Source organism: Thalassotalea hakodatensis (assembly GCF_030295995.1).
GTDB classification, from domain to species: Bacteria; Pseudomonadota; Gammaproteobacteria; order Enterobacterales; family Alteromonadaceae; genus Thalassotalea_C; species Thalassotalea_C hakodatensis.
In genome coordinates this window covers 2,518,856-2,543,246 of the sequence record NZ_AP027365.1, presented here as the reverse complement: position 1 = coordinate 2,543,246, position 24,391 = coordinate 2,518,856, and the positions used below count along the sequence as shown (strand labels likewise).

Annotated in this window: 19 protein-coding genes and 4 tRNA genes; 14 read left to right on the top strand and 9 right to left on the bottom strand. The window is 38.7% G+C overall.

Annotation, left to right across the window (positions count from 1 at the left end; all coding sequences use genetic code 11):
- Positions 1–119 precede the first annotated feature (119 nt).
- A complete protein-coding gene (locus QUE72_RS11160) occupies positions 120–968 on the top strand; it encodes an RDD family protein (protein WP_074499254.1) in 849 nt (282 codons plus the stop codon).
- Positions 969–976: 8 nt separating this feature from the next.
- Positions 977–1,510, top strand: coding sequence for a hypothetical protein (locus QUE72_RS11155; RefSeq protein ID WP_286269057.1), 534 nt, complete (start codon positions 977–979; stop codon positions 1,508–1,510).
- A gap of 118 nt (positions 1,511–1,628) precedes the next feature.
- Here QUE72_RS11155 and QUE72_RS11150 read toward each other — a convergent pair whose 3' ends face one another.
- Together QUE72_RS11150 and QUE72_RS11145 are read right to left on the bottom strand one after the other, a co-directional pair.
- Positions 1,629–3,989: a carbohydrate binding family 9 domain-containing protein gene (locus tag QUE72_RS11150; RefSeq protein WP_286269055.1), complete on the bottom strand. Its 2,361-nt coding sequence runs from the start codon at positions 3,987–3,989 to the stop codon at positions 1,629–1,631.
- 163 nt (positions 3,990–4,152) lie between these two features.
- Positions 4,153–6,522 carry a carbohydrate binding family 9 domain-containing protein gene (locus tag QUE72_RS11145; RefSeq protein WP_286269054.1) on the bottom strand — a complete coding sequence of 790 codons (2,370 nt, stop codon included), beginning with the start codon at positions 6,520–6,522 and terminating at the stop codon, positions 4,153–4,155.
- A 291-nt stretch (positions 6,523–6,813) separates the two neighbouring features.
- On the opposite strand from QUE72_RS11145, the gene QUE72_RS11140 reads away from it, so the two are divergent.
- The 9 genes from QUE72_RS11140 to QUE72_RS11100 all read left to right on the top strand — a co-directional run bounded on the left by QUE72_RS11140 (position 6,814) and on the right by QUE72_RS11100 (position 13,096).
- Positions 6,814–7,545, top strand: coding sequence for a DUF599 domain-containing protein (locus tag QUE72_RS11140; protein WP_074499257.1), 732 nt, complete (start codon positions 6,814–6,816; stop codon positions 7,543–7,545).
- A gap of 4 nt (positions 7,546–7,549) precedes the next feature.
- Complete coding sequence (locus tag QUE72_RS11135) at positions 7,550–8,038, top strand: DUF2919 family protein (protein ID WP_286269050.1); 489 nt, start codon at positions 7,550–7,552, stop codon at positions 8,036–8,038.
- A 9-nt stretch (positions 8,039–8,047) separates the two neighbouring features.
- Positions 8,048–8,770, top strand: coding sequence for a DNA polymerase III subunit epsilon (dnaQ, locus tag QUE72_RS11130; protein WP_074499259.1), 723 nt, complete (start codon positions 8,048–8,050; stop codon positions 8,768–8,770).
- Positions 8,761–10,062, top strand: a complete 1,302-nt coding sequence (locus QUE72_RS11125; protein WP_286269047.1) for a TIGR03503 family protein — start codon at positions 8,761–8,763, stop codon at positions 10,060–10,062. The genes dnaQ and QUE72_RS11125 overlap by 10 nt, the downstream gene beginning before the upstream one ends.
- Before the next feature lie 142 nt (positions 10,063–10,204).
- Positions 10,205–10,281 (top strand) — tRNA-Asp (locus QUE72_RS11120).
- A gap of 24 nt (positions 10,282–10,305) precedes the next feature.
- Positions 10,306–10,382: transfer RNA gene (locus QUE72_RS11115), tRNA-Asp, on the top strand.
- A 39-nt stretch (positions 10,383–10,421) separates the two neighbouring features.
- Positions 10,422–10,498: transfer RNA gene (locus tag QUE72_RS11110), tRNA-Asp, on the top strand.
- 42 nt (positions 10,499–10,540) lie between these two features.
- A tRNA-Asp gene (locus QUE72_RS11105) sits at positions 10,541–10,617 on the top strand.
- A gap of 667 nt (positions 10,618–11,284) precedes the next feature.
- Complete coding sequence (locus QUE72_RS11100) at positions 11,285–13,096, top strand: acyl-CoA dehydrogenase C-terminal domain-containing protein (RefSeq protein WP_286269045.1); 1,812 nt, start codon at positions 11,285–11,287, stop codon at positions 13,094–13,096.
- Between the two features lie 110 nt (positions 13,097–13,206).
- On the opposite strand, the gene QUE72_RS11095 is transcribed toward QUE72_RS11100, so the two are convergent.
- The 4 genes from QUE72_RS11095 to fadE form a co-directional block, all read right to left on the bottom strand.
- Positions 13,207–14,580: an aldehyde dehydrogenase family protein gene (locus QUE72_RS11095; RefSeq protein WP_286269044.1), complete on the bottom strand. Its 1,374-nt coding sequence runs from the start codon at positions 14,578–14,580 to the stop codon at positions 13,207–13,209.
- A gap of 83 nt (positions 14,581–14,663) precedes the next feature.
- On the bottom strand, positions 14,664–15,332 hold the full coding sequence (locus tag QUE72_RS11090) for a TetR/AcrR family transcriptional regulator (RefSeq protein WP_286269042.1): 669 nt from the start codon (positions 15,330–15,332) through the stop codon (positions 14,664–14,666).
- A gap of 82 nt (positions 15,333–15,414) precedes the next feature.
- On the bottom strand, positions 15,415–16,308 hold the full coding sequence (locus QUE72_RS11085; RefSeq protein WP_286269039.1) for an acyltransferase: 894 nt from the start codon (positions 16,306–16,308) through the stop codon (positions 15,415–15,417).
- Positions 16,309–16,498: 190 nt separating this feature from the next.
- Positions 16,499–18,937, bottom strand: a complete 2,439-nt coding sequence (fadE, locus tag QUE72_RS11080; protein WP_074496718.1) for an acyl-CoA dehydrogenase FadE — start codon at positions 18,935–18,937, stop codon at positions 16,499–16,501.
- 153 nt (positions 18,938–19,090) lie between these two features.
- On the opposite strand from fadE, the gene QUE72_RS11075 reads away from it, so the two are divergent.
- Positions 19,091–19,897, top strand: a complete 807-nt coding sequence (locus QUE72_RS11075; RefSeq protein ID WP_074496715.1) for a class II glutamine amidotransferase — start codon at positions 19,091–19,093, stop codon at positions 19,895–19,897.
- Between the two features lie 9 nt (positions 19,898–19,906).
- Here the strand turns inward: QUE72_RS11075 and QUE72_RS11070 are convergent, their stop codons facing one another.
- The 3 genes from QUE72_RS11070 to purM are packed head-to-tail and all read right to left on the bottom strand — an operon-like array spanning position 19,907 to position 22,365.
- A complete protein-coding gene (locus QUE72_RS11070) occupies positions 19,907–20,647 on the bottom strand; it encodes a DUF3108 domain-containing protein (protein WP_074496713.1) in 741 nt (246 codons plus the stop codon).
- A 22-nt stretch (positions 20,648–20,669) separates the two neighbouring features.
- On the bottom strand, positions 20,670–21,311 hold the full coding sequence (gene purN, locus QUE72_RS11065; RefSeq protein WP_074496711.1) for a phosphoribosylglycinamide formyltransferase: 642 nt from the start codon (positions 21,309–21,311) through the stop codon (positions 20,670–20,672).
- A 7-nt stretch (positions 21,312–21,318) separates the two neighbouring features.
- The gene (purM, locus tag QUE72_RS11060; RefSeq protein WP_074496708.1) at positions 21,319–22,365 is read right to left on the bottom strand and encodes a phosphoribosylformylglycinamidine cyclo-ligase; all 1,047 of its coding nucleotides are present in this window, start codon (positions 22,363–22,365) and stop codon (positions 21,319–21,321) included.
- Between the two features lie 165 nt (positions 22,366–22,530).
- Here purM and QUE72_RS11055 point away from each other — a divergent pair, with 165 nt between their 5' ends.
- Together QUE72_RS11055 and hda are read left to right on the top strand one after the other, a co-directional pair.
- Complete coding sequence (locus QUE72_RS11055; protein WP_286269022.1) at positions 22,531–23,676, top strand: DUF2066 domain-containing protein; 1,146 nt, start codon at positions 22,531–22,533, stop codon at positions 23,674–23,676.
- Complete coding sequence (hda, locus tag QUE72_RS11050) at positions 23,673–24,389, top strand: DnaA regulatory inactivator Hda (RefSeq protein WP_083601909.1); 717 nt, start codon at positions 23,673–23,675, stop codon at positions 24,387–24,389. The genes QUE72_RS11055 and hda overlap by 4 nt, the downstream gene beginning before the upstream one ends.
- The last annotated feature ends 2 nt before the right edge of the window (positions 24,390–24,391 follow it).

Genomic DNA, 24,391 nt, shown 5'->3' with positions numbered 1-24,391 from the left:
CTAATGATTAATAGTAGACATAAAAAATAGAAAAAGAAGTGCCAATTAGTTATATCTTATATTCTAAAAAGTAATAAATAATTAGCTAGTTAAACAATAATTAAAAAGAAATATGCAATATGATGGAAGAAAATCAACGTGCGTTAGCTGAACCCGAAGCTGAAACGCAACATGCGTTACCATTATCAAAACAAGAAACCAAAACAATATTGACCCCCTTTGCTTTTGAGATAAATAAGCAGTTATTCGGTTTACCCTTAGCTGTTCCGTGGCGCAGAGGCGTTGCATTATTGATAGACTTTATCATTATTGCCATGCTTGCTGAGACGCCAGGCGAACTGTTAGCGTTATTAGCTGCGTTAACCTTTTTTCGTTTAGGGAGTAAAAAACGCGCTAAACAAATGGGGAAAAAGCGAGGGATTAGACGCTTTATATTAAAAACCACAGGTGCTCTTGTTATTTTTGTTGTGCTTATTGATACCATACCGCCTATGTTTAATGAAAGCTATTGGAAATCCCGCGACACGGAGTCAGTAAAAGTTGAAGCTGAACCTGAAGTTACATCAGCTGATAAAACATCGTTTGCTGAACAAACTTTTAATAAAGGGGTTGAGTGGTCACAAAGCGTGGTGAAAGATTTGGGATTAGGTTTTGGTTGGGCTGCACTATACTTTTCTGTATTAACTGCTATTTGGCATGGTCAAACGCCAGGAAAAAAATTACTAAAAATTCGTGTTGTACAGCTTGATGGTACGCCGTTGTCTGTTTGGGACAGTTTCGGTAGGTATGGCGGGTATGGTGCCGGATTAGCAACAGGGTTACTTGGTTTTATTCAAATTTATTGGGACCCTAACAGGCAAGCAATACACGATAAAATATCATCTACAATCGTGATTGATGTGACAAAAGCAAAGCGCGAAAATCATCCAGCTCAACAAGCTGGCTATCGCGTTAAATCAGAACAATGAGGCCGCTTATGAAAACGACAGTTTTACGTTATTTTCCATTATTACTTTTTATACTTTTTGCTCCAACTACATGGGCAACTAGCAAAACGTTAGCACCGGAACTTATGTTATTTAAAGACTACTTAGGGACTTGGCAATCACAGTTTCCGGTAAGTAAAGGGCAACCTGAAGTTGAAGATGTTGCCCGTTGGGAGCGAGCTTTAAATGGCATGGCTATTAGAACATTGCACTCAATTAACCAAGGTGAATATGGCGGTGAGTCACTAATCTTTTATGATAAAGAAAAACAAAAAATTGTGTTTTACTATTTCACTACGGCAGGTTTTCATACTACTGGGTATATGGACTTAATCGATGAAAAAACCTTAATTGCTTATGAAGAGGTTAGTGGTAACAAAGAAGGAATAACACAGGTAAAGTCAACAAATGAACTGTTAGGTAATTCAATGAAAGTATCAACGTCATACTTTAAGAAAGGTACTTGGACAACACCTGAAACAAGAGTATATCAACGCAGTGATAAAGAGGTTATTTTCAAATAATTTGTAGTTAAATGTGCGCTAAGAAATCACATTTTAGTCATTAGTGCTTTAAAAAAAAGTAGGCATATAGTGATAAAGTTATAGAAGGCTATAATACAGCCTTCTATAACTGCTTACTTTAAGGCAACCACGCATAGCTTATTTTAGTAAAAAATGTGCGTTGCTCTCGTGTTAACCGGTCTAGAAAATCATCTTGGTAACTACTATCTGAATACCCTAAATAAAAGACGGTTTGTGGGTTAAGTTTATAGGCGTATATAAGCTGTGTTGATAGATCATTATTGCGTGCTGACACACCAATAAAGGGGTTGTTATCAGGGTTACGGTCAATATCACTGTACACAAGGTTAAGTTTCAGATAACTGTGTACATTAAATTGATAAGATAATCGTAATTCTGAGAGTTTGGCTTGATAGACATCTTGTTTATCTGCATCTAGGCTGGCGTTTGTGTAATAAAATTCGCCTGATAGTTTTTCGGTGAAACTATAGGTGATACCAGCGAATATTTCTTGGTAATCACCAAGTCGATTATTGTTATAGTCAATCTTATCACCAGCAATAAACTCTGCCTGCAACAATAAATTATTTCCCGGTTCTACTTGACCGTACAGTGTGATCGCTTTCTCGGTAAATAACGTTGCGTTGTTATCAATGGTTAGCTGAGTTTCATCACGTCGTAAGCCTATTTTATCGTCATAATTTAAAATAAGCTCGAAGTAAGATTGCATCGGGCCATCTATGCCTACTAATGACTGTAAGTTTTTTTCCAGCAACTCACCATTTTCATTATGTTTGATTTGCCAACTACCACTTACTTTAACTTCTTGCCACGGTGTATGTTCATCGCCGTAAAAAAAGCGATCTAAGGTTAGCTTATTCGACTGATAATCTGCTAACGTCATAAACCCTAAATCGGCTCTAAAGTCTTTACCGATTTGTTTGTGCTCGGCAAGCAGGCCCCAATATTCTGAACTATGCTCATAACTGGCAAGAAAGGCATGATCACTAAAATCATCTTGTTTATTACTTCTGTGTACTTGCTCGGTGTATGCGCAATCGCCAAAGTTACACGCTGTTTGTTTTGGTTTATCACAATCATTGAAAGCGCTACCGTAGCAAAAGCTTTGATATAAATCGGACGGGTATTGAGTGTTTGAACCCAGTAATTGAGCTTTTAATTGATTTGATTCGTTGATGCGATAATTACCATCAATACCAATAACATAATTGTGATATTGATCACTGTCACGTAATGTTGAAACGGTACCAATTGAAAAATCTTCATGAATATCATAACGGTACCGCATAGCCGCTGAGTGACTGTCTTGTGCTAACGAGGCGATATTTGAGCCAGTATTACCCGGCACAATAAAGTTAGTTTCAGTATCGTTAGTCACAAAAACACCATAACTGTGCGCACCTTCAGTACCGGTTACCTTGGCGCCATAATCTGGATCAGCAATGTTACGGGTATATACTAAATCAAAATTAGAGCTAAAATAATCTGCGTTATCTAGGAAAAAAGGGCGTTTCTCATCATAAAAAAGCGAGAAGGTTTTATTAATATTTAATTGACCTGCATCTGATTCTACCGTAGAGAAATCAGGGTTAATGGTAGCATTTAATAAATTATTACTGTTGATATTCCATCGTAAATCAAGTCCTGCATCAACGTTATTTTTACTGTGCCATTCATCGGAAGGATCATAGATATCTCTCGATTCATTTCTTGTTGCAACAATGGCAGGTGTTAGCATTAGGTTTTTACTGGCTTTAGCGTTTTTAAAACCAGATATTTCAGGAGATTGACAAAGCCAACAATCGTTATTTCTATCTATTTCTTGGTTGGATATTCTAAGTTTTGTATCGCCAGGGTATAACCTAATTAATTCAAACGCCCATGTTTTGATATTTGTGCTATTTTCAAAGTTTAAAATGCCATAGGGAATAGCCATTTCTACTTGATAACCGCCTTTAATGAGTTTGCCAAATGAATCCCAAATACCATCCCAGGCGCGATTAGGTGTTTGTGTCATTTCATTATTAATGCCGTCGTGCTGTACACCATAAGCATTAACAAAAAACTCATAATTTAATCGTCTAGTGTTAAAAGTATCTAATTTGATACCAACAATATCGTCAGACCATCGAGAGTCACGATCACCTAAAAAGGCTTTCACTTCTTCATTATCTCTGATTTTTGCCACGAACGATAAATAAATAAATTCACCATTCTCAACTATTCTAGCCGTTGTGCTGACAGGGCTAGGCTTGTTGTTCCATGGACTGTTGACAATTGTTAATGGGATTTCTTTTGCTTTTTTCCAGATATCATCAGTTAATTCTCCGTCTATTACTGCGGATTGATTAACGTATGGAATTTGATAATTTTTTTCTTCTGAGTGTGCGGTGTTACTACATAGTGAGGTTAGTGAAATTAACATCACGATGGCGCAGTATTTAAACGAAAACTGCATTTTTGCTCCAAATTTATTATTGTTTTGTTAAACCAGAATGTTTCTGGAAATCCTTTTGAAGGCGAATTTTTACAAATTTTTACAAACTTAACAACGTATAAAATAAAAAAAGCCATCACAGACGGCTTTTTAAATCATTAAATAAAAGTGCTGAATGTTGTAGTTATTTTATCCATGCGTAACTCACTTTAATAAAAACACTTCGTTGTTGCTGTTCTAAGTCATGAAAGTTACGCTCTGCTTGGTGATTGTCTGAATACCCTAAATAAAATACCGTTTGTGGATTGATTTTATAGGCATACAGTAATTCGGTTCCAACACTTTTATGGTAAGGCGTAATGTTTTCAGGTGCGGTATATAAATAGTTATTCGCATTACGGTTTGTGTTGTTATACACAAATGAAAAACGTAAAAAGCTTTTCACGTTAAATTGGTAGGTAGTACGCAGTTCTGTTAATCGTGCATTGAATACATTCTGGTTGTCGGCGTCTAATTGATTAAAGATATGCTTTAATCGCACTTCTAGGTGTTTGTTAACATTCCAATTGACTTGCGTGTCAAATTTCTTGTTTTTGCCTAAGCGATTATTACTGTAATCAATGGCGTCACCATAGCTGGCGTTTGCCGATAAATAAAGCCCTAAAATCGGCTTAATATTACCTCGAATACCAAGCTGTTGTTCTGTAAACAATGTAGTATTATCATTTATCGTTAAGATTGATTTATTGTGTCTTGTGCCTACTTTATCTCGCTGTGTATAGTAAAGTTGAACCCATGAACTATAAGTCGCGTTTATCGAGGCATTAATGTCAAACTCACGCTCTATTAAATCACCTGCATCATTATGGGTAATGTCCCAATCAGAATATATTTTTGCTTGGGTCCACCAGCTACCTGCTTTTCCGTACCAAGTTCTATCTCCGCCAATAGCAAATTTGTTATGATCAACATAAGAAATAAAACCTAAATCCCCACGGAAGCCTGCATTTTGGGTATCGTAAGTAGCGAAATAATGCCACTTTTCATCATTATGGTAGTAACCTGCACGTAAGGCATTGCCGCTAAAAGGCTTTTCTTTTTGTGTTCTTAATACATTTTCATTGTAAGCACATGAACCAAATTGACAATCTACTGGTGTAGTTTGCTGGCAAGCTTCGGGGTTGTCTTCATTGCAAAATTGTTGGAATAAGTCGTCAGGATATTCAGTATTTGAATGCAAATATTGAAATTTAAATACATCATACGTTGATAGCTTAAATCTTGCGTCGATACCGTGAACAGCATTATGGTAATTTTTTGCATCACGTAAGGTTGATACCCAACCTACGGTAATATCTTTATTATAACTGTAGCGGTAACGAATAGCTGCTGCGTTTGATTTATCATCAATTCTGGCAACCGATGAGGATCTATTTCCTGGAATTAGAATGTTAGTGGTGTCGTCGTCAGTAACAAACAGTGCGTATGTGTGATTATTATGTCGGCCGGTTAATTTCGCACCATAGTTAGGAGCATTGATGTTACGTGTATAAATAAGGTTATAGTTGGTGTCGAAATAATCAGCATTGTCTAGAAAGAAAGGGCGCTTTTCGTCGTAATATAATGCAAAGGTATTATTAATATTTAGCTGCGCATTGTCAGTTTCAACGGTTGAAAAGTCAGGGTTGATAGTGGCATTTAACAATGTATCGGCGGTAATACCCCAGCGTAAGTCTAAGCTGGCTTCGGTATTATTGTTTTTGTGCCACTCTCCATTATTATCTTTATCTTGGTGAATACCTGATACCAGTGAAGGTGCGATAATTAAGTTGTCGCCTTGTTTAGCTCCTTTAAAGCCTGTTGCGGTATGTAGTTGACAAAGCTCACAACTATTATTTCTATCCAGTACAATATTTGAAATGCGTAATTGCTCATTTCGAGGATAAAAGCGCATTAATTCTATGCCCCAGTCTTGCAAGCTTGTTTTTTCTTTAAAGTTAAGCATGCGAAGCGGAAGTGCCATTTCAACAATATAACCGTTCTCGGTAAGACGACCAGCGCTGTCCCAAATACCATCCCAAGCATCACTCTCTTTTTGTGTGACTTCATTTTCGATACCGTCAATTTGAGATCCCATTGGATTGACTAAAAACCGGTAGGCAGCGCGCTGGTCGTTAAAGGTATCTATTTTAATACCAACAATATCGTCGCCCCATGATTTATCGCGGTCACGTATAAAGGCTCTGATTTGGGTTGGGTCTGGATCTTGTGCAACAAAAGCAAGATAAAATACTTCGCCATTTTCCATCAATAAAGCCTCGGTACTTATCGGGCTTTTTGTGTTGTTATATGGACGGGTTACAATGTCTAACGACACTTTAGTTGCGTGTTGCCATTGAGGGTCAGTTAGATCAGCATCAACAGAAATATCTCCTTGGATACGAGGAATATGTATGTCTTTTTTTTGTTTACTGTAAGCGTTATGGCTAGTAATACATGAACAGAAGATGGTTAGGCTACAAGCCAAAATATACAGCGTTTTGACAGAGGGCATCGATAGCATTCTTTTTTATCATTATCATTGTTGAGAGCGCGCAATGTAAAAATTGTGCCTTACTATGTCAAAGTATTTTCGATGACTTGCTTTTTACATCAGTTTAATAACGTATTTATTTGTAGGGCGTGTTGAATGTTGCTGTACATTTCTAGTCTCATATTTAGTGTTTGTACAAAGTTGAACGCGAAAGATCAACAGGCCCTAATGAAACGCTCAGATAAAAGGTTTAACCACTTCAAAAATATGATAACTTATTATGTAACGTAGTTAACATTTTCTCGATGCTTCATGTCTAATTTGTTATTTAATTTATTGGCGCTGGTGGTCTTTATTGTTTGCTGGATGGGTTACACAGAATTTGCCAGAAAAAAAGCAAAAACCACTAACTGTATAGCGCGTAGTTTACATCAGCATAGAATACTTTGGATGTACGAAGTGATCACACGAGACATCAAAGTTGGCGAAGCTGCATTACTTGCTAATTTAGAGCGAAACATTGCTTTTTTTGCGTCATCAACGTTACTTGTCTTAGCGGGCGTACTAACCCTCTTTGCTCAAGTAGAAAAACTAGAGGCGGTTATTGCAACTATTCCCTATGCTGATTTTCCTAACCATACCATAATCCAGCTAAAGCTAGGCTTACTTGCGTTCATTTTTGTCATGGCCTTCTTCCAGTTTACATGGTCAATGAGGCAGTACGGCTTTATTAATGTTATGGTTGGCGCTTCTCCAACAGATCAATCGGGTACCAATAAAAACTTATTAGCTTACGCAAAGCAAATGGCGATAGTGCAAGACCAAGCGGCACATTCTTATAATTATGGTTTGCGATCTTATTATTTTTCAATAGCGGCGATTTGTTGGTTTTTTCACCCGTTATTATTTATTCTAGCTAGCGTGTTGGTTGTGTATACGTTATATAATCGCGAGTTTAGATCAAAGGCCGTGCGTGCCATCACAGCTGGGCAAGAAATATTGCATAGTGAACGAAATGAGAAGCTTAATAAGTTGAGCCGCTAGCAGAATGTCAAAGCAATACGAAAATTTTGGCCCGGCGGATTTTGACAAGTTTGATTGTGTGAAAATTGCCTTAGGGGTTTACTTAATTCTACTGTTTATCTTACGCGGTTATCTTATCTGGCTAATGTCTGTCACGAATATGCAAGACCGTGTCAGTATTATTGCGTGGGTTTACCCTGATCCTAAATTATTTTATTTAAGCTTGCTATCTGGTTTAGGCGGTATATTAACAGTATTTCTATTGAGCTTACGCCGGCCTGGTGCAAATAGCTTTATCAAAAAAATGTGCAGTCAGTTAAAAAACATTTTATTTATTGCGCTGTTTTTCGATTGGTTGATAAATTTAGTCGCCTATTACTTTTGGCAAATGCAAAGTAAAGAATGGCTATTGATTAATTCAGTTACCATAATAATAGCCGTGATTTATTTATACTCGAGTAAAAGAGTTAATATCAATGTACAAGAATTCCCAGAAAAATTACCAGAAAAGTAGGGTGAGAACGTGAGTAATGACAAACAAGAGCATCGGTTAGTTATTCTAGATACCGAAACAACAGGTATAAACCCTCGAGAAGGTCATCGGATTGTTGAAATTGGCTGTGTAGAGATGATAAACCGCCAATTAACGGGGCGAACGTATCATGCGTATATCAACCCTCAATTTCAGATGGAACAGGAAGTTATCGACGTTCATGGCTTAACGAATGAATTCTTACGCGATAAACCATTGTTTGCTGACGTAGCTGGAGCTTTTATTGATTTTATCAAAGGCGCCGAATTAGTCATCCATAATGCTAAATTTGATGTTGGCTTTATGGATCATGAATTTAGCATGGCTAGGGCACAGCTGCCAATGACTGAAGACATTTGTACAGTTACTGATACGTTAAAAGTATCTAAAGATGAGTTTGGCTCACCAAAAACCTTAGATTTCTTAGCAAAACATTATCGGGTAGATGGCTTAATTGATCGTACTTATCACGGCGCATTGATTGATGCTCAGTTACTTGCATTTGTTTATATTGAAATGACACGTAAACAATCTACGCTTAATTTTTCCATGGGTGACGGCCAGGAAAACGGCGAAGACAGCAATGCTATAAAACGTTTATCAAGTGAACGACAAAAATTAAAGATTGTACGTGCATCTGCCGATGAAGAAGAACGACATAAAAAAAGGTTAGCGCTAATCGCTGACAAAGGGAGTGAGCCAATATGGCAATAATGAAATGGTTGACTGTGTTATTAACAGTAGGGCTTTATGCGATACCTGGCGTTGCTGTTCAAGACACTAAAACTGAAATTCATTATTATGAGCAAGATAACGTAACAAATCGTGTTCCGTATTTTGACAATAGGTTTCACATTGATGCACAGCTTGAAGAAATTACCTTGTTGTTTTATCGTCGAAGTGGAACACCTCCCATCATTTTAGTGCGCCCTGATGGCAGTAAGATTAAAGTCACTAATGCGGAGAAAGGTAAAGTAGAATGGTACGATGATACTACTTTCGATATGATACGTATTGTGCGTCCTATGCCTGGACCATGGCAAGCGATAGGCGCAATTTTACCTGATAGCAAAATAATGATTGTTTCAGAAGTTAAGCTAGAAGTAGAACCATTAGCTGACATTTTACTTTCCGGTGAAACCCTCAAGATAACCAGTAAATTATATAATCAAGAAAAAGCGATAGATGATCCACTGTTTAATGATGTGATCAAATTAACCATCGACTTTTATAGCACTAATAATACGGGTTACGATAATTTTGGTGCAGAGCCTATAGAAATAGGTACGTTTAGAGACGACGGTTACGAGTTAGATGAATATGCTCGCGACGGTATTTTTACTGGTGAATTTGAATTGAACTTTTCACCCGGTGAGTGGACACCCATTTATCGAGTAATTATGCCAATGGCAACTAGGGAGTTACGACAAAAACCTGTTATCGTTCGTCCGAACCCTATTTCTATCGAGGTTAAGCCAACAACAGATCCGCTCGCGTTTCATGAAGTAACTATTCATATCGATGATAGCTATGTTGACCCTGACAGTTTAATTTTTCAAGGTAAAATTACTTATCCAGATCGCCAATCTGAACCTTTCGCTATTATGGAAGGTAATGGAACCGCTCGGGTTAAAGAAATTGGTTATACTGAACCAGGGGTACATAGAATCACATTAAATGCATTCGGAAATACAAAAAACGGGCGAGAGTTTCGTTTAGTGGTGCCAGACTTTACCTTTAATGTTGAACGAGAAGGCGGGCCTTTAGTCCCTAGCTTAGATGAATCATCACAAAGCGAAGCTGAAAAACAAGCGGCGGCGTTAATTTTAAAGTTAGAGCAAGAAAAAGAAGCGCGTGAATTAGCATTGAAGCAAGCAAAAGAACAAAAAGCAGCTGAAGCAGAGGCACAAGCACAAAAAAATATTATTATGGTAATTGTCGCGAATGTGATTTTATTGCTACTAGCTGGGGGTGCAGTGTTTTTTATGAGACGTAAAAAGCAATAAAATGCTGCTAAATTCAACTTATTGTTCAGCAATTATGCAAGCAGTAATATTAATGTAAAAAAGGGGTTGACGCCTTGCACTGTTATCCGTATTATTCCCGCCGCATTCAACGACTTGTTGTTGAATTTAGGAATACTTGTGTGGAGTGGTAGTTCAGTTGGTTAGAATACCGGCCTGTCACGCCGGGGGTCGCGGGTTCGAGTCCCGTCCACTCCGCCAACTCTTCCTAAATGTTATCTCTGCGGAGTGGTAGTTCAGTTGGTTAGAATACCGGCCTGTCACGCCGGGGGTCGCGGGTTCGAGTCCCGTCCACTCCGCCAATAGATAATGAAAAACAAGTAATAGAATTGAGACAATGCGGAGTGGTAGTTCAGTTGGTTAGAATACCGGCCTGTCACGCCGGGGGTCGCGGGTTCGAGTCCCGTCCACTCCGCCAATGTTTCATAAGGGTCGCCTTATAAAATACGTTCCCCTGTGCGGAGTGGTAGTTCAGTTGGTTAGAATACCGGCCTGTCACGCCGGGGGTCGCGGGTTCGAGTCCCGTCCACTCCGCCAAATTATCTTCATTGTATTATCAAAATTTTCATTATTTATCTTCTCTTTATAAGTTCTCCAATTGTTAATAACGAGAATAAATGTCTCGTATTACGCACTTATACCAATTCGCATAAATATTCGGTCATTCAGCGAGAATTAAACGCTTTAGAGGCACGGCGTTGATTGCAGAGAATGGTTATTCAGGAGAACGTGCTCCTGCGTTATCTAATACCAACTCAATTAAGTATTTAGCCACTTAGCGAGAAATAAAAGGGTTAGAGGCAAGGCATTGATTGCAAAGAATGGTTATTCAGGAGAACGTGCTCCTGCGTTCTCTAATAAGCTACATCCTTGTAGCGTCCTTGTTAAGATCAATAACACAGTCTATGCAGCGTTTAAACTCGCCCTTTGGGAGCGTGTTAGAGGCGCGGTTATTGCGCAAAACGTGTTTGATGTAGAACAACTATACCTGCACACGTTTCGCTTATTCTCCCACCTCTGACATCGCTCTGAACTGACTTAATCTTTATACGAATTGGTATTAATTTTAGTCTAATTACTGCTATGCTTTAATTGGTTAAAGTTGCTGGTTAGCAAATATAGAGGTAAGACCAGTTGATTTATGTCGTAGAGTTATCTAGTATTGAGATAATTATAACAGGTCATACCAGAATGGAGAGCTTTTATGCTGACATATAAAGCACCAATTACAGACATAAAATTTTTATTTGAAGACGTTTTAAGCTTTTATCCTCATTATGAAAAATTTCCAGAGTTTGAAGAAGCGACTCCGGATCTTTTTGATGCGATTTTTGAAGAGTGCGCGAAATTTTGTGAACAAGAGCTATTACCGTTAAATCAATCTGGCGATAAAGAAGGTTGTCGATTTGATAACGGAGCAGTAAAAACGCCGAAAGGATTTAAAGAAGCATACGATCAATATGTTGCAGGTGGTTGGCAGTCGTTATCTCATGGCACTGAGTACGGCGGGCAAGGTTTGCCTCCTTCAATGGGTATGATTAAATCAGAAATGATGGGCACTGCGAATTGGTCGTGGGCTATGTATCCCGGTCTTAGTCATGGCGCTATGAATACGATTGATATTCATGGTAGTGATAAACAAAAAGAAACGTACCTTACACGGCTAACAGAAGGAGTTTGGACCGGCACTATGTGCTTAACCGAGCCGCAATGTGGTACTGACTTAGGTCAAGTGAAAACGAAAGCTATCCCTAATGACGATGGCACTTATGCAATCACAGGAACAAAGATTTTCATTTCTGCAGGTGAACATGATCTGACTGAAAACATCGTGCATATTGTTTTAGCGCGTTTACCTGATGCTCCTGCTGGTACCAAAGGTATTTCATTATTCATCGTGCCTAAAATGAACATCAGTGACTTAGGTGAAATCACCGATAGAAATGCTGTTGAATGTGGCTCTATAGAAGACAAAATGGGTATTAAAGGTAGCGCGACGGCTGTACTTAATTTTGATGGTGCTAAAGGAGAGCTGATCGGTCCTGCTAATAAAGGTTTGGAATGTATGTTTACCTTTATGAATACTGCACGAATAGGTACCGCATTACAGGGTGTGTGTGCCACAGAGCTTTCATATCAAAATGCCTTAATGTATGCAAAAGAGCGTTTATCAATGCGCTCGCTTTCTGGTAAAAAAGCGCCAGACAAAGTAGCAGACCCCATTATTGTACACCCTGATGTACGGAAAATGCTGATGACCCAAAAAGCGTTTGCTGAAGGCGGTCGTGCGATGATCTATTATGCAGCGAAACTTGCTGATGAAATAGAGCATGCTAAAGACGAGAAAGCACGAAAACGTGCAGACTACAGACTTGGTTTTATCACACCAATTTTGAAAGCGTTCTTAACAGAAGTTGGTGTAGAAAGTGCGAATTTAGGCGTACAAGTATTTGGTGGTCACGGCTATATAAAAGAGTGGGGTATGGAGCAAATTGTTCGAGATGTTAGAATAGCCACTCTATATGAAGGGACCACAGGAATACAAGCGCTTGACTTACTCGGACGTAAAATTTTATTGAGCCGAGGTAAATCATTGAAAAGTTTTTCAATGGAAGTGTTGGGTTGGTGTAAAGATAAAAGTATGCTTTCAAGTAATCCTCATAAACGTCAAATGAATAAATTTATCTGGCCGTTAACTAAAGCGGTAGCTAACTGGCAACAATATACGCTTAGGCTTTCGTTGAAAGCAAAGAAAGATCGTGATTTTGTTGGTTCAGCATCAGTAGATTATTTAATGTATTCTGGGTACATCGTCATGGCATACTTCTGGGCACAAATGGCACAGTCTGCTTATGAAAAACTTGCAGGAGAGGTAGATAACAGAGACTTTTACCGTGCAAAAATCAAAACAGCAGAGTTCTACTTTGAGCGTATTTTACCAAGAACTAAGTCACTTGCGGCAACGATGATGTCAGATCCAAAATCGTTAATGCAGTTAGATCAAGAGTTATTGTAAAGATGGTGAGTTGATATATTACCATTAAAATAAAAGCGCCTTAGGCGCTTTTTTACTGTCTGGTTATGGTTAACTATTCCGATTAAATAGTGAAGCGGTAGAATGAAAGTTTATAAGTGCCTAATAAGCTTTAACAGCTTAAACTTTAAAGCAGTAAATGGCGCGAAACGAACAGGTAAGTCTTTTAAGAACGGGCGTTTTAATACAGACTTTAAGTGGCTGAAGTTATCAAACCCCGCCTTACCACTGTATTGTCCCATTCCGCTAGGACCTACACCACCAAATGGCAGATCTGGCACGGCGTTAAACATTATCACATCATTTACGCATAAACTGCCGCTACTGATCTCGTTTAACCATTGTTGTTCCTGAGTTTTATCGCGGGTAAATAAATACGCGGCTAATGGTTTGTCTCTTGTCACTACCGTTGCTTTTGCTGCCTCGAAATTTTGCACAGTAATAATAGGTAATATCGCACCAAAGATTTCTTCCGTCATTAAAGGGCTATCTAAGTCGGGATCAACGACAATCGTTGGTGAAATGTATCGTTCATCAATGTCAATATCGCCACCATGAACAATGTCACCACTGGTGAGATAACTCGCAATTCTTTCACAGTGTCGTTGATTAACAATGCGTCCGTAAGACTTACTCACTTTAGGATTTGTGCCAAACATAGTTTGAAGTTGTTTTTTTAGCGCTGTAATGAATGCTGGCAATAAAGAATGCTCAACCATGACATAATCTGGAGCAATACAAGTTTGTCCTGCATTCAGCCACTTACCCCATGCAATACGCTGTGCACTGATGTTGATATCAGCACTCCGATCAACGAAAACAGGGCTTTTACCACCTAATTCTAAGGTAACGGGTGTCAGGTTTTTGGCTGCTGCAGCCATGATTATTCGAGCAACTTGTCCATTACCGGTGTACATAATATGATCAAATGGAAGTGCGAGTAATGCGGTAGTTTCGTCAACAGCGCCTTCAACAACTGAAATAGCATTACTGTCTAAATATTGTGGAACAAGTGAAGCTAGTAATGCAGAGGTTGCCGGTGCAAGCTCTGAAGGTTTGATTATCGCACAATTACCCGCAGAAATTGCTGCAACAAGTGGAGCTAGTACAAGCTGTACAGGGTAGTTCCATGCACCAATAATTAAAACGCTACCTAAAGGCTCTGGATGAATGTATGAACGGCCTGGTTGTGCAACAATCGGCGTTGATACTCTTCGCTTCTTTGACCATTTGTTCAACCGTTTAATGACATGATCAACGTCACCAGCAACGTAAGAAACTTCTGTCATCCAGCTTTCTAAGGACGGCTTACCAAGATCTTCAGATAAGACATCTAAAAAACGTTGCTCATTTTCTTGAACCATTTTTTTGATTTGACGTAATTGAGTTTTACGCCATTGAATATCACGAGTGACAAGCGTATTAAAATATGTCTTTTGATCTGCTACAAGTTGTTTAAAAGTCACGAAATCCTCTGTCGAAAACTAAAAATAGTAGAAGAACACTTTACTTCTTTTTTGAACGATTGTACAAAGATAATCGTGTTGATTTATTTTCTTTTAACACGTAGAACTGCCATAATTAATCGCTCTACAACACTATAGATATACGCAGTGTTTACCGCTGAAGGATCAACAAGGTTACGGTATTCTAGTTGTGTGAAAACCGTGAGCATTATATCGGCATCAATTGTTGACGTTTCTGGCGAGAAGTAAGTACATAACTTCTCAAAAGGGGTCATTAGTGCAGTTCTGTGCGTGGCGGCTAACTGTTGTAATTCAGGCGACACTTGAACCTCGGTAAACATAAACTGCTCAACCGCTAAATCTATCGGGTTTTCTTTAATTTTATTAACGAGATAATTGCAGGCTATGGTTGACAGTGTTGTGGCAAGTTCGCGTCGAACAGACATGTTTTTCAATCGTGTTTTTGTGTAGCTATCTAATAGCTCAAAGACTCTTTGCCAAGCATTTGTTGCTATCTCAATAGTGCGGTTTGAGCTAAGTAAAAAGGCTTCATGCACTAATTGCTGTATGTCTTTAAAATAATACGTTGTCAGGGAGAGTTGAAGTTTTGCTTGGTTTGCAATCGCGCGGTGAGTCGTTCCCTTTATACCGTTTTCTGCCAATACTTCAATAGCTGAATTAAGTATTTTTAGACGTGTTAATTCACCTTTTGAGCGGCGTTTAACAACGATGTGTTCCTGTGTTTGCGACATTAGACCATCCAGTGTAATTCATGTAACAATAAATTAACGTTTTTTGTGTCTTAGTTCAATGAAACCGTAGCCTTGGAAGCGCTTACCTTGTCAAATATTTGTTAATTTTTATGTCGCTTAGATGCCAAAGTTGTGTTAGCCATCGATGAAAGTTACGTTTGTAGTTTACATCGTTATTATAGTCGCCTTGTAATAATTCGTTGCGATTAATTTGTTCAATATCGATGATCACCTCTTTTAACTTTCCTTGAAGTGTATCTTTCATAATATGTCCTGGATTTTGAGGGTAAATCAATGAGACCAATAATACTTTATCAAATTGCTCACCCATGGCTTGAACAGTAAATGCAATGCCGCTGGGTTTAGGGGTAAGTAAATGCTTAAAGTTGTTTTTTTGTCTTAGATGTTTTTCTTTGGTAAAGCGTGTACCTTCAACAAAGTTTATAATTGTTGTAGGTTGGTGTTTGAACTTTTCACAAGATTGTTTAGTTGTCGCTATGTCTTTACCGATAAGATGTGGATGTTTTTTAATATAGCTTTTGCTATACCTTTTCATAAATGGCATATCAAGTGCCCAGCAGGCCATGCCAACGAATGGCACTTTCTTTAATGAATTTTTTAGAAAATATTTTGGGGCCGGAATCCGTGTTCGGGCAAAGTGTGAAAGAATAAAGATGTCTAACCAACTTTGATGATTGGCAATTAGCAAATACCAAGCCTTTTTATTCAGTGCTGCGTCGCCCTTTATTGTCCAAGAAACGCGATTAAAGATAATGATGAGCAGGTAATTGTTAAGTGCCCATAAACGATAGAAAAAATTCATTGGGTGCACTAAAGCACGGTGAAAAGCGGAAAAAGGCAGTAATAATTTACAGACTCCACCAAGAAAAACAAATGAGCCACATAACGCCAAATTTAAACAAAAAAGTGAAAAACTTATCGGCATTAAGATAAAAGAAGGTAGAAATGACAACATCTTACAAAATTTATAGTAACCACTACTTCACTTTATTCTACTGGCTTTTTATCGACTTGGGTATTGGTTTTTAGGATCACACAGAGATTACAGAGACAAAAAAAGCTTAAAATAGCGCATTACTAAATTAGGCTTTTTACTATTGTTGCTCTAATGCTATACAACAATCTTATTTAAGTGTTGAGTGATTTCATGATTCACTTTTAGCAAAGGTACCTGAAACGAGTTCATTATGATCAAAATCGTCGACGTTGATCACTTGTAGCCTTCTTTTTTCAGCATTGACCAACATGTCTGCTTCTTCTTGAGAAATCGCTTTTTCTGCTAAGCCTTTTTCTGCCACCTTATCTAAGTAATAGAAAGGTAGTTTTTCATTGAGTGCTTTACAAACTTTGTCGTAAATAGGTTCACACGCAATTAATAAGCTTAGGGCACTTTCTAGTGCACCGAAGTTATTGGCGCCATCATCGGTAAGGTATTGGCCAGCACCTAATCGATCTCTTGCTTCACTTGGCGTCTGTAAAAGTCTAGCAACCTGATGATCAGTAAGATCAGAAGGTTTAGTTAACCACGTACCAAACGGGAAAATCATTAAGCGTAAAGCAACGGCAACCACTTTGTTTGGAAAGTTACTGATTAGTTCATCAATTGCTTGCTGTGCACGATATAAGCTATCTTCTACTGCCCAATTAACTAAAGGAATATCACCCTGTTGACGGCCTTGATCATTGAAGCGTTTTAAGCTTGCACTAGCAAGATAAAGATAACTTAAAATGTCGCCTAATCGTGCAGAGATGCGTTCTTTACGTTTTAAGTCACCGCCAAGCGTTAACATTGCAATATCAGATAACATGGCTAAATTGGCGCTGAAGCGTTGCATTAATTGATAGTAGCGACGAGTATGATCATTAAAAGGTGCGTTGGTAAAACGTGCGCCAGTAAATGCTAACCATTTAGTGCGAACAATGTTGCTCATAGCAAAACCAATATGACCAAATAAAGCGTGATCGAATTGCTCAAGTGCTTCTTTTGGATCAGGGTTATTCGCAGCGCCTAATTCAGCAAGTACATAAGGGTGACAACGAATTGCGCCTTGGCCATAAATAATCATGCTGCGCGTTAAAATATTGGCACCTTCCACAGTAATAGCAACAGGAGCACCTTGATAGCCACGTGCTAAATAGTTATTTGGCCCCATGCAAATGCCTTTCCCGCCATGAATGTCCATGGCGTCAGTCACACAACTGCGCATTTTTTCTGTTAAATGGTATTTAGCTATTGCCGAAATAACGGATGGTTTTTCACCAAGATCAATAGCACCTGTACTCATGGTCGTTACGGCATCCATTAAATAAGCATTACCGCCAATTCTTGCTAGCGCTTCTTCTACACCTTCCATTTTGCCGATTGGCAATTTAAATTGTCGACGAATACGACTATACGCTCCTGTGGCAAGTGCGATAGATTTGATGCCACCAGCACTGTTCGACGGCAATGTTATTGCACGACCAACAGATAAGCACTCCACTAACATTCTCCAACCTTGGCCAGCCATTTTGGGACCACCAATGATAAAATCAAGTGGTACAAAAACATCTTTACCTTTAGTTGGACCGTTTTGGAAAGGAACATTTAGTGGGAAATGGCGTCTGCCAACATCCACACCATCTATATCTGTAGGGATTAATGCACAGGTAATGCCTAAATCTTTTGTCTCTCCAAGAAGCCCATCAGGATCTTGAAGTTTGAATGCTAGGCCTAGCACGGTGGCAACAGGCGCTAACGTAATATAACGTTTATTCCATGTTAGTTTCATACCTAACACTTCTTCACCGTTAAATTCACCCTTACAAACGATACCATAATCAGGGATTGCACCAGCATCTGAACCAGCTTCTGGGCTGGTTAAAGCAAAACACGGAATTTCATCGCCTTTAACCAATCTTGGTAAGTAATGATCTTGTTGTTCTTTTGTTCCATAGTGCTGTAGTAATTCGCCGGGACCTAAAGAATTTGGTACACCTACTGTGCTGGCAAGTACAGTACTTGCCCCAGAAAGTTTTTGTAACACGCGAGATTGCGCAAAAGCACTGAAAGCCAGGCCGCCATATTCTTTTTTAATGATCATGGCAAAAAACTTATTGTCTTTTAAATATTGCCAAACTTCAGGAGACATATCAGCGCGGTCGTGAGTTGTCTCCCAGTCGTCAACCATTTTACATACCTCTTCAACAGGGCCGTCTAAAAACGCTTGTTCTTCGGCTGTTAAGCGAGGGGCAGGGTAATTGTGCAGCTTTTGCCAATCTGGATTTCCGCGAAATAAATCCGCTTCAAACCACGTTGTACCTGCATCTATCGCTTCTTTTTCTGTTCGCGACATTTCAGGCATGATTTTCTGAAACATTGTTAGCAGTGGTTGACTGATATATGTTTTTCGAAAATCACGAATATTGAAAGGTAGTGCGATGATGACAAATAAAAGCCAACCGAAAAATGACACTACTTGAAAAACTGTCCCTAATGCCATCAAAATTGCAAACGACAGTGTATAGGTTGAGAGTGAGGCACGATTGTACGCCATGAAGCCTGTTAGGGCGATTGCGCAAATAAACCAAGTTAATAATTCCACATTACACCTTTATATAATTTAGAGGTCTGACCACTAAGTAAGCATAGATCGCTTCTTAACTATTTTCAATGCTTTCTTTTATAATATAGCGGTAAATTTTTGCTTTGCAGTGTTATAATCTTTATTAAGTTATCTTATTGATTTATTAATATTATGTGTGAGTTACTAGCGATGAGTGCGAATGTCCCAACCGATATTTGCTTTAGCTTTAGTGGTTTAATGCAACGAGGAGGTAATACAGGTCCTCATAAAGATGGTTGGGGTATTACCTTTTATGAAGGTAAAGGCTGCCGAAGCTTTAAAGATCCGTTACCAAGTGCTCAATCTCCAATTGCTACGTTGGTGACAGAATACCCGATTAAAAGTGAAGCGGTTATTTGTCATATAAGGCAAGCAAATTCTGGCGCTGTATGTTTAGAAAATACCCACCCATTTACGCGGCACATGTGGGGAAAACATTGGACATATGCGCATAACGGGCAATTGAAAGACTTTCAAGAAACATTACCTGTAAAATATCACCTGCCGGTGGGTACTACAGACAGTGAACATGCCTTTTGTTGGATACTGGATCAAATTCATTTGCACTTTGGTATTGAAGAGCCAGATGATGAAGCGCTATTTGCTTATATTGCAACACTGAGTGAGAAAATAAACCGATTGGGCGTATTCAATTTATTGTTATCTAACGGTGATTGCTTATTTTCATACTGTTCCAATAACTTACATTGGATTACTCGTCGAGCACCCTTTGGCGAAGCAAATTTGATTGATGCAGAAATGACGGTTGATTTTCAACAGGTTACTACAGCAAATGATGTTGTCACTGTGATCGCAACACAACCATTAACGGGTGATGAACGTTGGCATAAAATGCAAGCAGGTGAATGGTTGTTATTTAAATTAGGGGAGCCTATTTTAAAGGGACAGACTCCAACCTTGATAAAAAATACTGACTAAGGAATGGTCTTACTGTTTAGTGAAGTTTGTCAGCTGAGCTTCAAATTGCTCAGCTCCTGATTTTGATTGGTATAATTTCACTAATGCGTAATCAAGTTCAGGCGCGAACCAAGCATAAGTAATGCGCTTTTTCTCAACGACCTCACGCTTTAACCTTATTGTTTGTAAATTGCCATAAGGAAGCATTAACTCTTCAGTACCATCGTATTGATAAACATAATTTTTAATACTTCCAGAAGTGGAAATAACGGGGTATACAAATACTTTCTGATCGGGACTTTCTTTTAGCTGTAAACGCGTCTGTAAATGATAACTCAGCTTATCTTGAATATTTTCAGGGAACGTAATGTTATGCAGTTGATTATTTTTTTCATCGGTTGCTTTATTCTCGGCAATATCGAACGTCCAGAAATATGACTTATCTCTGCCAGTACCTGAACGCTCATAATGATATTCAAGCGGAGTAACATGATGTTTATTTACTGTTAATATCGAGCGTTCTTCACGTTCATCAGAAAAGATTAACCATTCAATCTTTGTTTGATAACTATATTCAAATAAACCATTGTCGAGCGCTTTTAATGAACGACTGCCTTTTCCCACTGGAGATGATTTGTGAAGAATACTGTATTCTGCAGTAAAGGGGGATATAGCTATACTTTCATTGTTTTTAGTCTCGTTAACAACTTGCTCACCGAATGTTGATAAAGAAAATAACATGGTTGTTGCTAAGCATAGCGTTTTAATCATACTTACCTCTATATTTTAATTATTATTCGCTAGCGTATCCACTAGCAGGTAATACTTCACCGTCTAATATTACTGCATCTCCTTGCATTTTTAACCTTCCTGAGCAGAACCACTTTATTACTAAAGGGTATATACGATGCTCTTGCTCGTGCACTCTGCTTGCTAACACTTGCACAGTATCTGTTTCAAATACAGGCACTTTTGCCTGTAAAATTACGGGGCCACCGTCTAATTCTTCTGTGACAAAATGTACACTAACGCCGTGCGTTGTGTCACCAGCCTCTATTGCTTTTTGGTGCGTATTTAATCCTTGATACTTAGGCAATAAAGAAGGGTGGATGTTCAATAATTTTCCTGCGAAAGTATTAACAAATGTTTCTGTAAGAATTCGCATAAAACCAGCTAATACAATCACATCTGCTTGGTAACTGTCAATAAGCTTAATTAATGCACTGTCATATTCTTCTCGCGAAGAAAAATCACGGTGAGATAATATACTATGATCGATATTTTCATTGGCGGCTCTGGTAATGCCGTACGCATCGGCAACATTAGAGATAACACCAACAACTTGTCCTGGATATTCTGGTGACTTGCAGGCATCAATAATTGCCTGCAAGTTAGAACCACTACCCGAAATGAGTACAAGAATTCGAGAGGTCATTGATGCATTAGTCCTGATTGATCACAACTTGCTCATCACCTTGGCTTAGTGTCGCTATTTCACCAATATGCCAAGCATTTTCGCCTTGTTCTTGTAATATCGCTAAACTGTTATCAACTTGATCTGCTGGCACTACGATGATCATGCCTACACCACAGTTAAACGTGCGATACATTTCATGTTGTGTGATATTACCGTTTTCTTGTAACCAGTTAAAGATAACTGGCCATTCCCAGCTATTACCATTAATTATTGCTTGTGCGTTATCTGGTAATACCCGAGGGATATTCTCCCAAAAGCCACCGCCAGTAATGTGTGATAAGGCATGTACGTCAACTGTTTTTAGAAGTTCTAGTACTGATTTCACATAAATTTTGGTTGGTGCTAATAAACGTTCAGCGATTGATTTACCATCTAATAGTTCATTGGTATCGGTGTTATTCACTTCTAATACTTTACGAATGAGTGAGTAACCATTGGAGTGCGCGCCAGTGGAGCCTAAAGCAATAAGTTGATCACCAGCGGCAACTTTACTGCCATCAAGTAAGCGTGATTTTTCAGCAACACCAACACAGAAACCGGCAATGTCGTAATCGCCCTTATGGTACATTCCTGGCATCTCGGCTGTTTCACCGCCAACTAGTGCACAGTTGGATTGAACACATCCTTCTGCAATACCACTAACCACAGATGATGCAACGTCAACATCTAGTTTGGCTGTTGCATAGTAATCTAAGAAGAATAATGGCTCCGCGCCTTGTACGATTAAATCGTTTACACACATTGCCACTAAATCAATACCCACGGTGTCATGCTTGTTTAGGTCTATCGCTAAACGAAGTTTAGTGCCTACGCCGTCTGTACCTGCTACAAGCACAGGCTCTTTGTAACCGCTAGGAAGTTGGCAAACAGAGCCAAAGCCACCTAAGCCACCCATCACTTCTGGACGAGTGGTACGTTTTACCGCACCTTTAATATTTTCAACTAGCGCATTACCTGCATCGATATCCACACCAGCATCTTTATAACTTAGTGACTGTTTTTCTTCACTCACGGGAGAAACCTCATTTATAACCGTTTGATATTGCCTGCTGCATCGAGCAGAGATAAAGAGCGCATATTCTACCAGTGCAAAAGCGCCCTGAGAATCTTTTCAATGAATTATTTTTTTCTTTGCGATATTTATCGATTTTTAGCGACAATTTCTTGTGGTAACATAATGGTTATGAAACAAATTATTGTTGGCTTTACTATGCGCTGTGTACCGTTTTTTTTAGTGATGTTGTTTAATGCAATAATCGTTAAGCACGTTAATGCTGTAGAAGTAAAAGATCTGTATTTAGCCCGTGTTGAAGTATCGAATCAAAGCGTACAAGCAAGGAATGCTGCATTTAAAAAGGCATTAGATATCGTATTGGTTAAAATTAGTGGTCAAACGGATATCTTACAAAACCCAACAATTAAACAGCAACGAGCTCGTTATCAATCTTTTGTGAATAATTTTCGTTATGAGCGTAAAAACGATAAAAGTTTGTTGGTTGTTACCTTCGATGAAAGTAAAATTAATCAATTATTTGTTGGGGCTAACTTGCCAATATGGGGGAGTTTACGACCACAAATTGTGTTATGGGTAATTGAAGAACAACAGTTAACCCGAAATATCATTAGTGCCGACATTGATAACCCGATTAATGATGTTGTAAAGGCGGTTGAAGATAATAGAGGTTTGCCTTTTACCTTGCCCATAATGGACTTACTTGATAGTAACCAAATTACAACATATGAACTTTGGGGGCGATTTACTCGACCAATTGTGCGCGCTTCAATGCGTTATCAACCCGAGGCAATTGTGGTGGTTCGTTTATCTGATAACAGTTTGTTGTCAGAAGAACAACTATCACTTGGCAACAATTGTAGCGATGATTGTCAACCAACCGTGGCGCTAGATTGGAGCTTTTTATCAATGTTGAATACTGATCAACTTCCGCATTTTGGTGAGCGTGTTTATGGTCAAAACAAACAAACACTTTTAGCTGAAACGTTAAGTCAGATTAGTGATATGGTGGCAAAACGTTACGCCGTCACTACAGATATGAATTTAGATTATGTGATAGATGTCGCTAATGTTGATAGCTTGGCTAAGTATGTTGAGGTTACTCAGTTTTTATCGCAACTTTCTGCTGTTAAAGCGGTGAAGCTAGTTAAAGCACAGGGTAATGAGCGACGCTTCAGTTTATCATTATTAGGGTCAGAGCAAGCCTTTTTGGCCGCACTTAAGTTAAATAAGTCGCTGAAACGATATGCTGATCCGTTAGATCCTACTTCATTGCAAGGTACCCCTTTGTTTTATTGGGAGTCGCTTTGAGCCCAACGCCACAACTTTCGTTATCGGTACAATTACCTGACGACGAAACGTTTGAGAGTTATCGATCATCGATTAATGAGCCTGCAACGAGATTACTTTCAAGCTTTATTGCACAAGAACAGTTAATTGATTCAAGTATCCATAGTACTTATTTGTTTGGCCTTAATGATGTTGGAAAATCGCATTTATTGCATGCTTGCTGTGCTTTTGCGCAAAGTGTGAACTTATCGTCGGTTTGTCTTTCTTTTACTGAGAAAGAACAGTTATCACCTGAAATGCTACAGGGTTTAGAAAACATTGACGTGATTTGCTTGGATGATATTCAATGCATTAATCAAGATATACAATGGCAGCAAGCGGTTTTTGATTTGTATAACCGGGTTATAGAATACGATAAACGTATTATAATTTCAGGTGATAAAGGGGTAAATGAATTAGGCTTGACTTTACCTGATTTAATTTCTCGGTTGAGTTGGGGACATGTATTACAAATCAAACCACTCAATGACGATGAAAAGCTTGAAGCCTTACAATGTCGAGGGCAGCAACGTGGTTTATATATTAGTGAAGAAGTAGGGCGATTCTTATTGGCAAGAATAAACCGTGATATGACCAGCTTATTGGCCGCATTAGATACACTCGATAAAGCGTCAATAAGGGAACAGCGACGTATCACTATTCCCTTTATTAAAGAAGTGTTACTTAACCGTTAAGC

Excerpts from the sequence above, each read along its gene's own strand:
- QUE72_RS11140 (WP_074499257.1), top strand. The coding sequence starts at position 6,814 with ATGTCTAATTTGTTATTTAATTTATTGGCGCTGGTGGTCTTTATTGTT.
- QUE72_RS11100 (WP_286269045.1), top strand. The coding sequence starts at position 11,285 with ATGCTGACATATAAAGCACCAATTACAGACATAAAATTTTTATTTGAA.
- QUE72_RS11075 (WP_074496715.1), top strand. The coding sequence starts at position 19,091 with ATGTGTGAGTTACTAGCGATGAGTGCGAATGTCCCAACCGATATTTGC.
- QUE72_RS11160 (WP_074499254.1), top strand. The coding sequence starts at position 120 with ATGATGGAAGAAAATCAACGTGCGTTAGCTGAACCCGAAGCTGAAACG.
- QUE72_RS11135 (WP_286269050.1), top strand. The coding sequence starts at position 7,550 with ATGTCAAAGCAATACGAAAATTTTGGCCCGGCGGATTTTGACAAGTTT.
- QUE72_RS11055 (WP_286269022.1), top strand. The coding sequence starts at position 22,531 with ATGGTTATGAAACAAATTATTGTTGGCTTTACTATGCGCTGTGTACCG.
- QUE72_RS11150 (WP_286269055.1), bottom strand. The coding sequence starts at position 3,989 with ATGCAGTTTTCGTTTAAATACTGCGCCATCGTGATGTTAATTTCACTA.
- QUE72_RS11155 (WP_286269057.1), top strand. The coding sequence starts at position 977 with ATGAAAACGACAGTTTTACGTTATTTTCCATTATTACTTTTTATACTT.
- QUE72_RS11085 (WP_286269039.1), bottom strand. The coding sequence starts at position 16,308 with ATGTTGTCATTTCTACCTTCTTTTATCTTAATGCCGATAAGTTTTTCA.
- QUE72_RS11090 (WP_286269042.1), bottom strand. The coding sequence starts at position 15,332 with ATGTCGCAAACACAGGAACACATCGTTGTTAAACGCCGCTCAAAAGGT.
- QUE72_RS11070 (WP_074496713.1), bottom strand. The coding sequence starts at position 20,647 with ATGATTAAAACGCTATGCTTAGCAACAACCATGTTATTTTCTTTATCA.
- QUE72_RS11125 (WP_286269047.1), top strand. The coding sequence starts at position 8,761 with ATGGCAATAATGAAATGGTTGACTGTGTTATTAACAGTAGGGCTTTAT.
- QUE72_RS11145 (WP_286269054.1), bottom strand. The coding sequence starts at position 6,522 with ATGCCCTCTGTCAAAACGCTGTATATTTTGGCTTGTAGCCTAACCATC.
- purN (WP_074496711.1), bottom strand. The coding sequence starts at position 21,311 with ATGACCTCTCGAATTCTTGTACTCATTTCGGGTAGTGGTTCTAACTTG.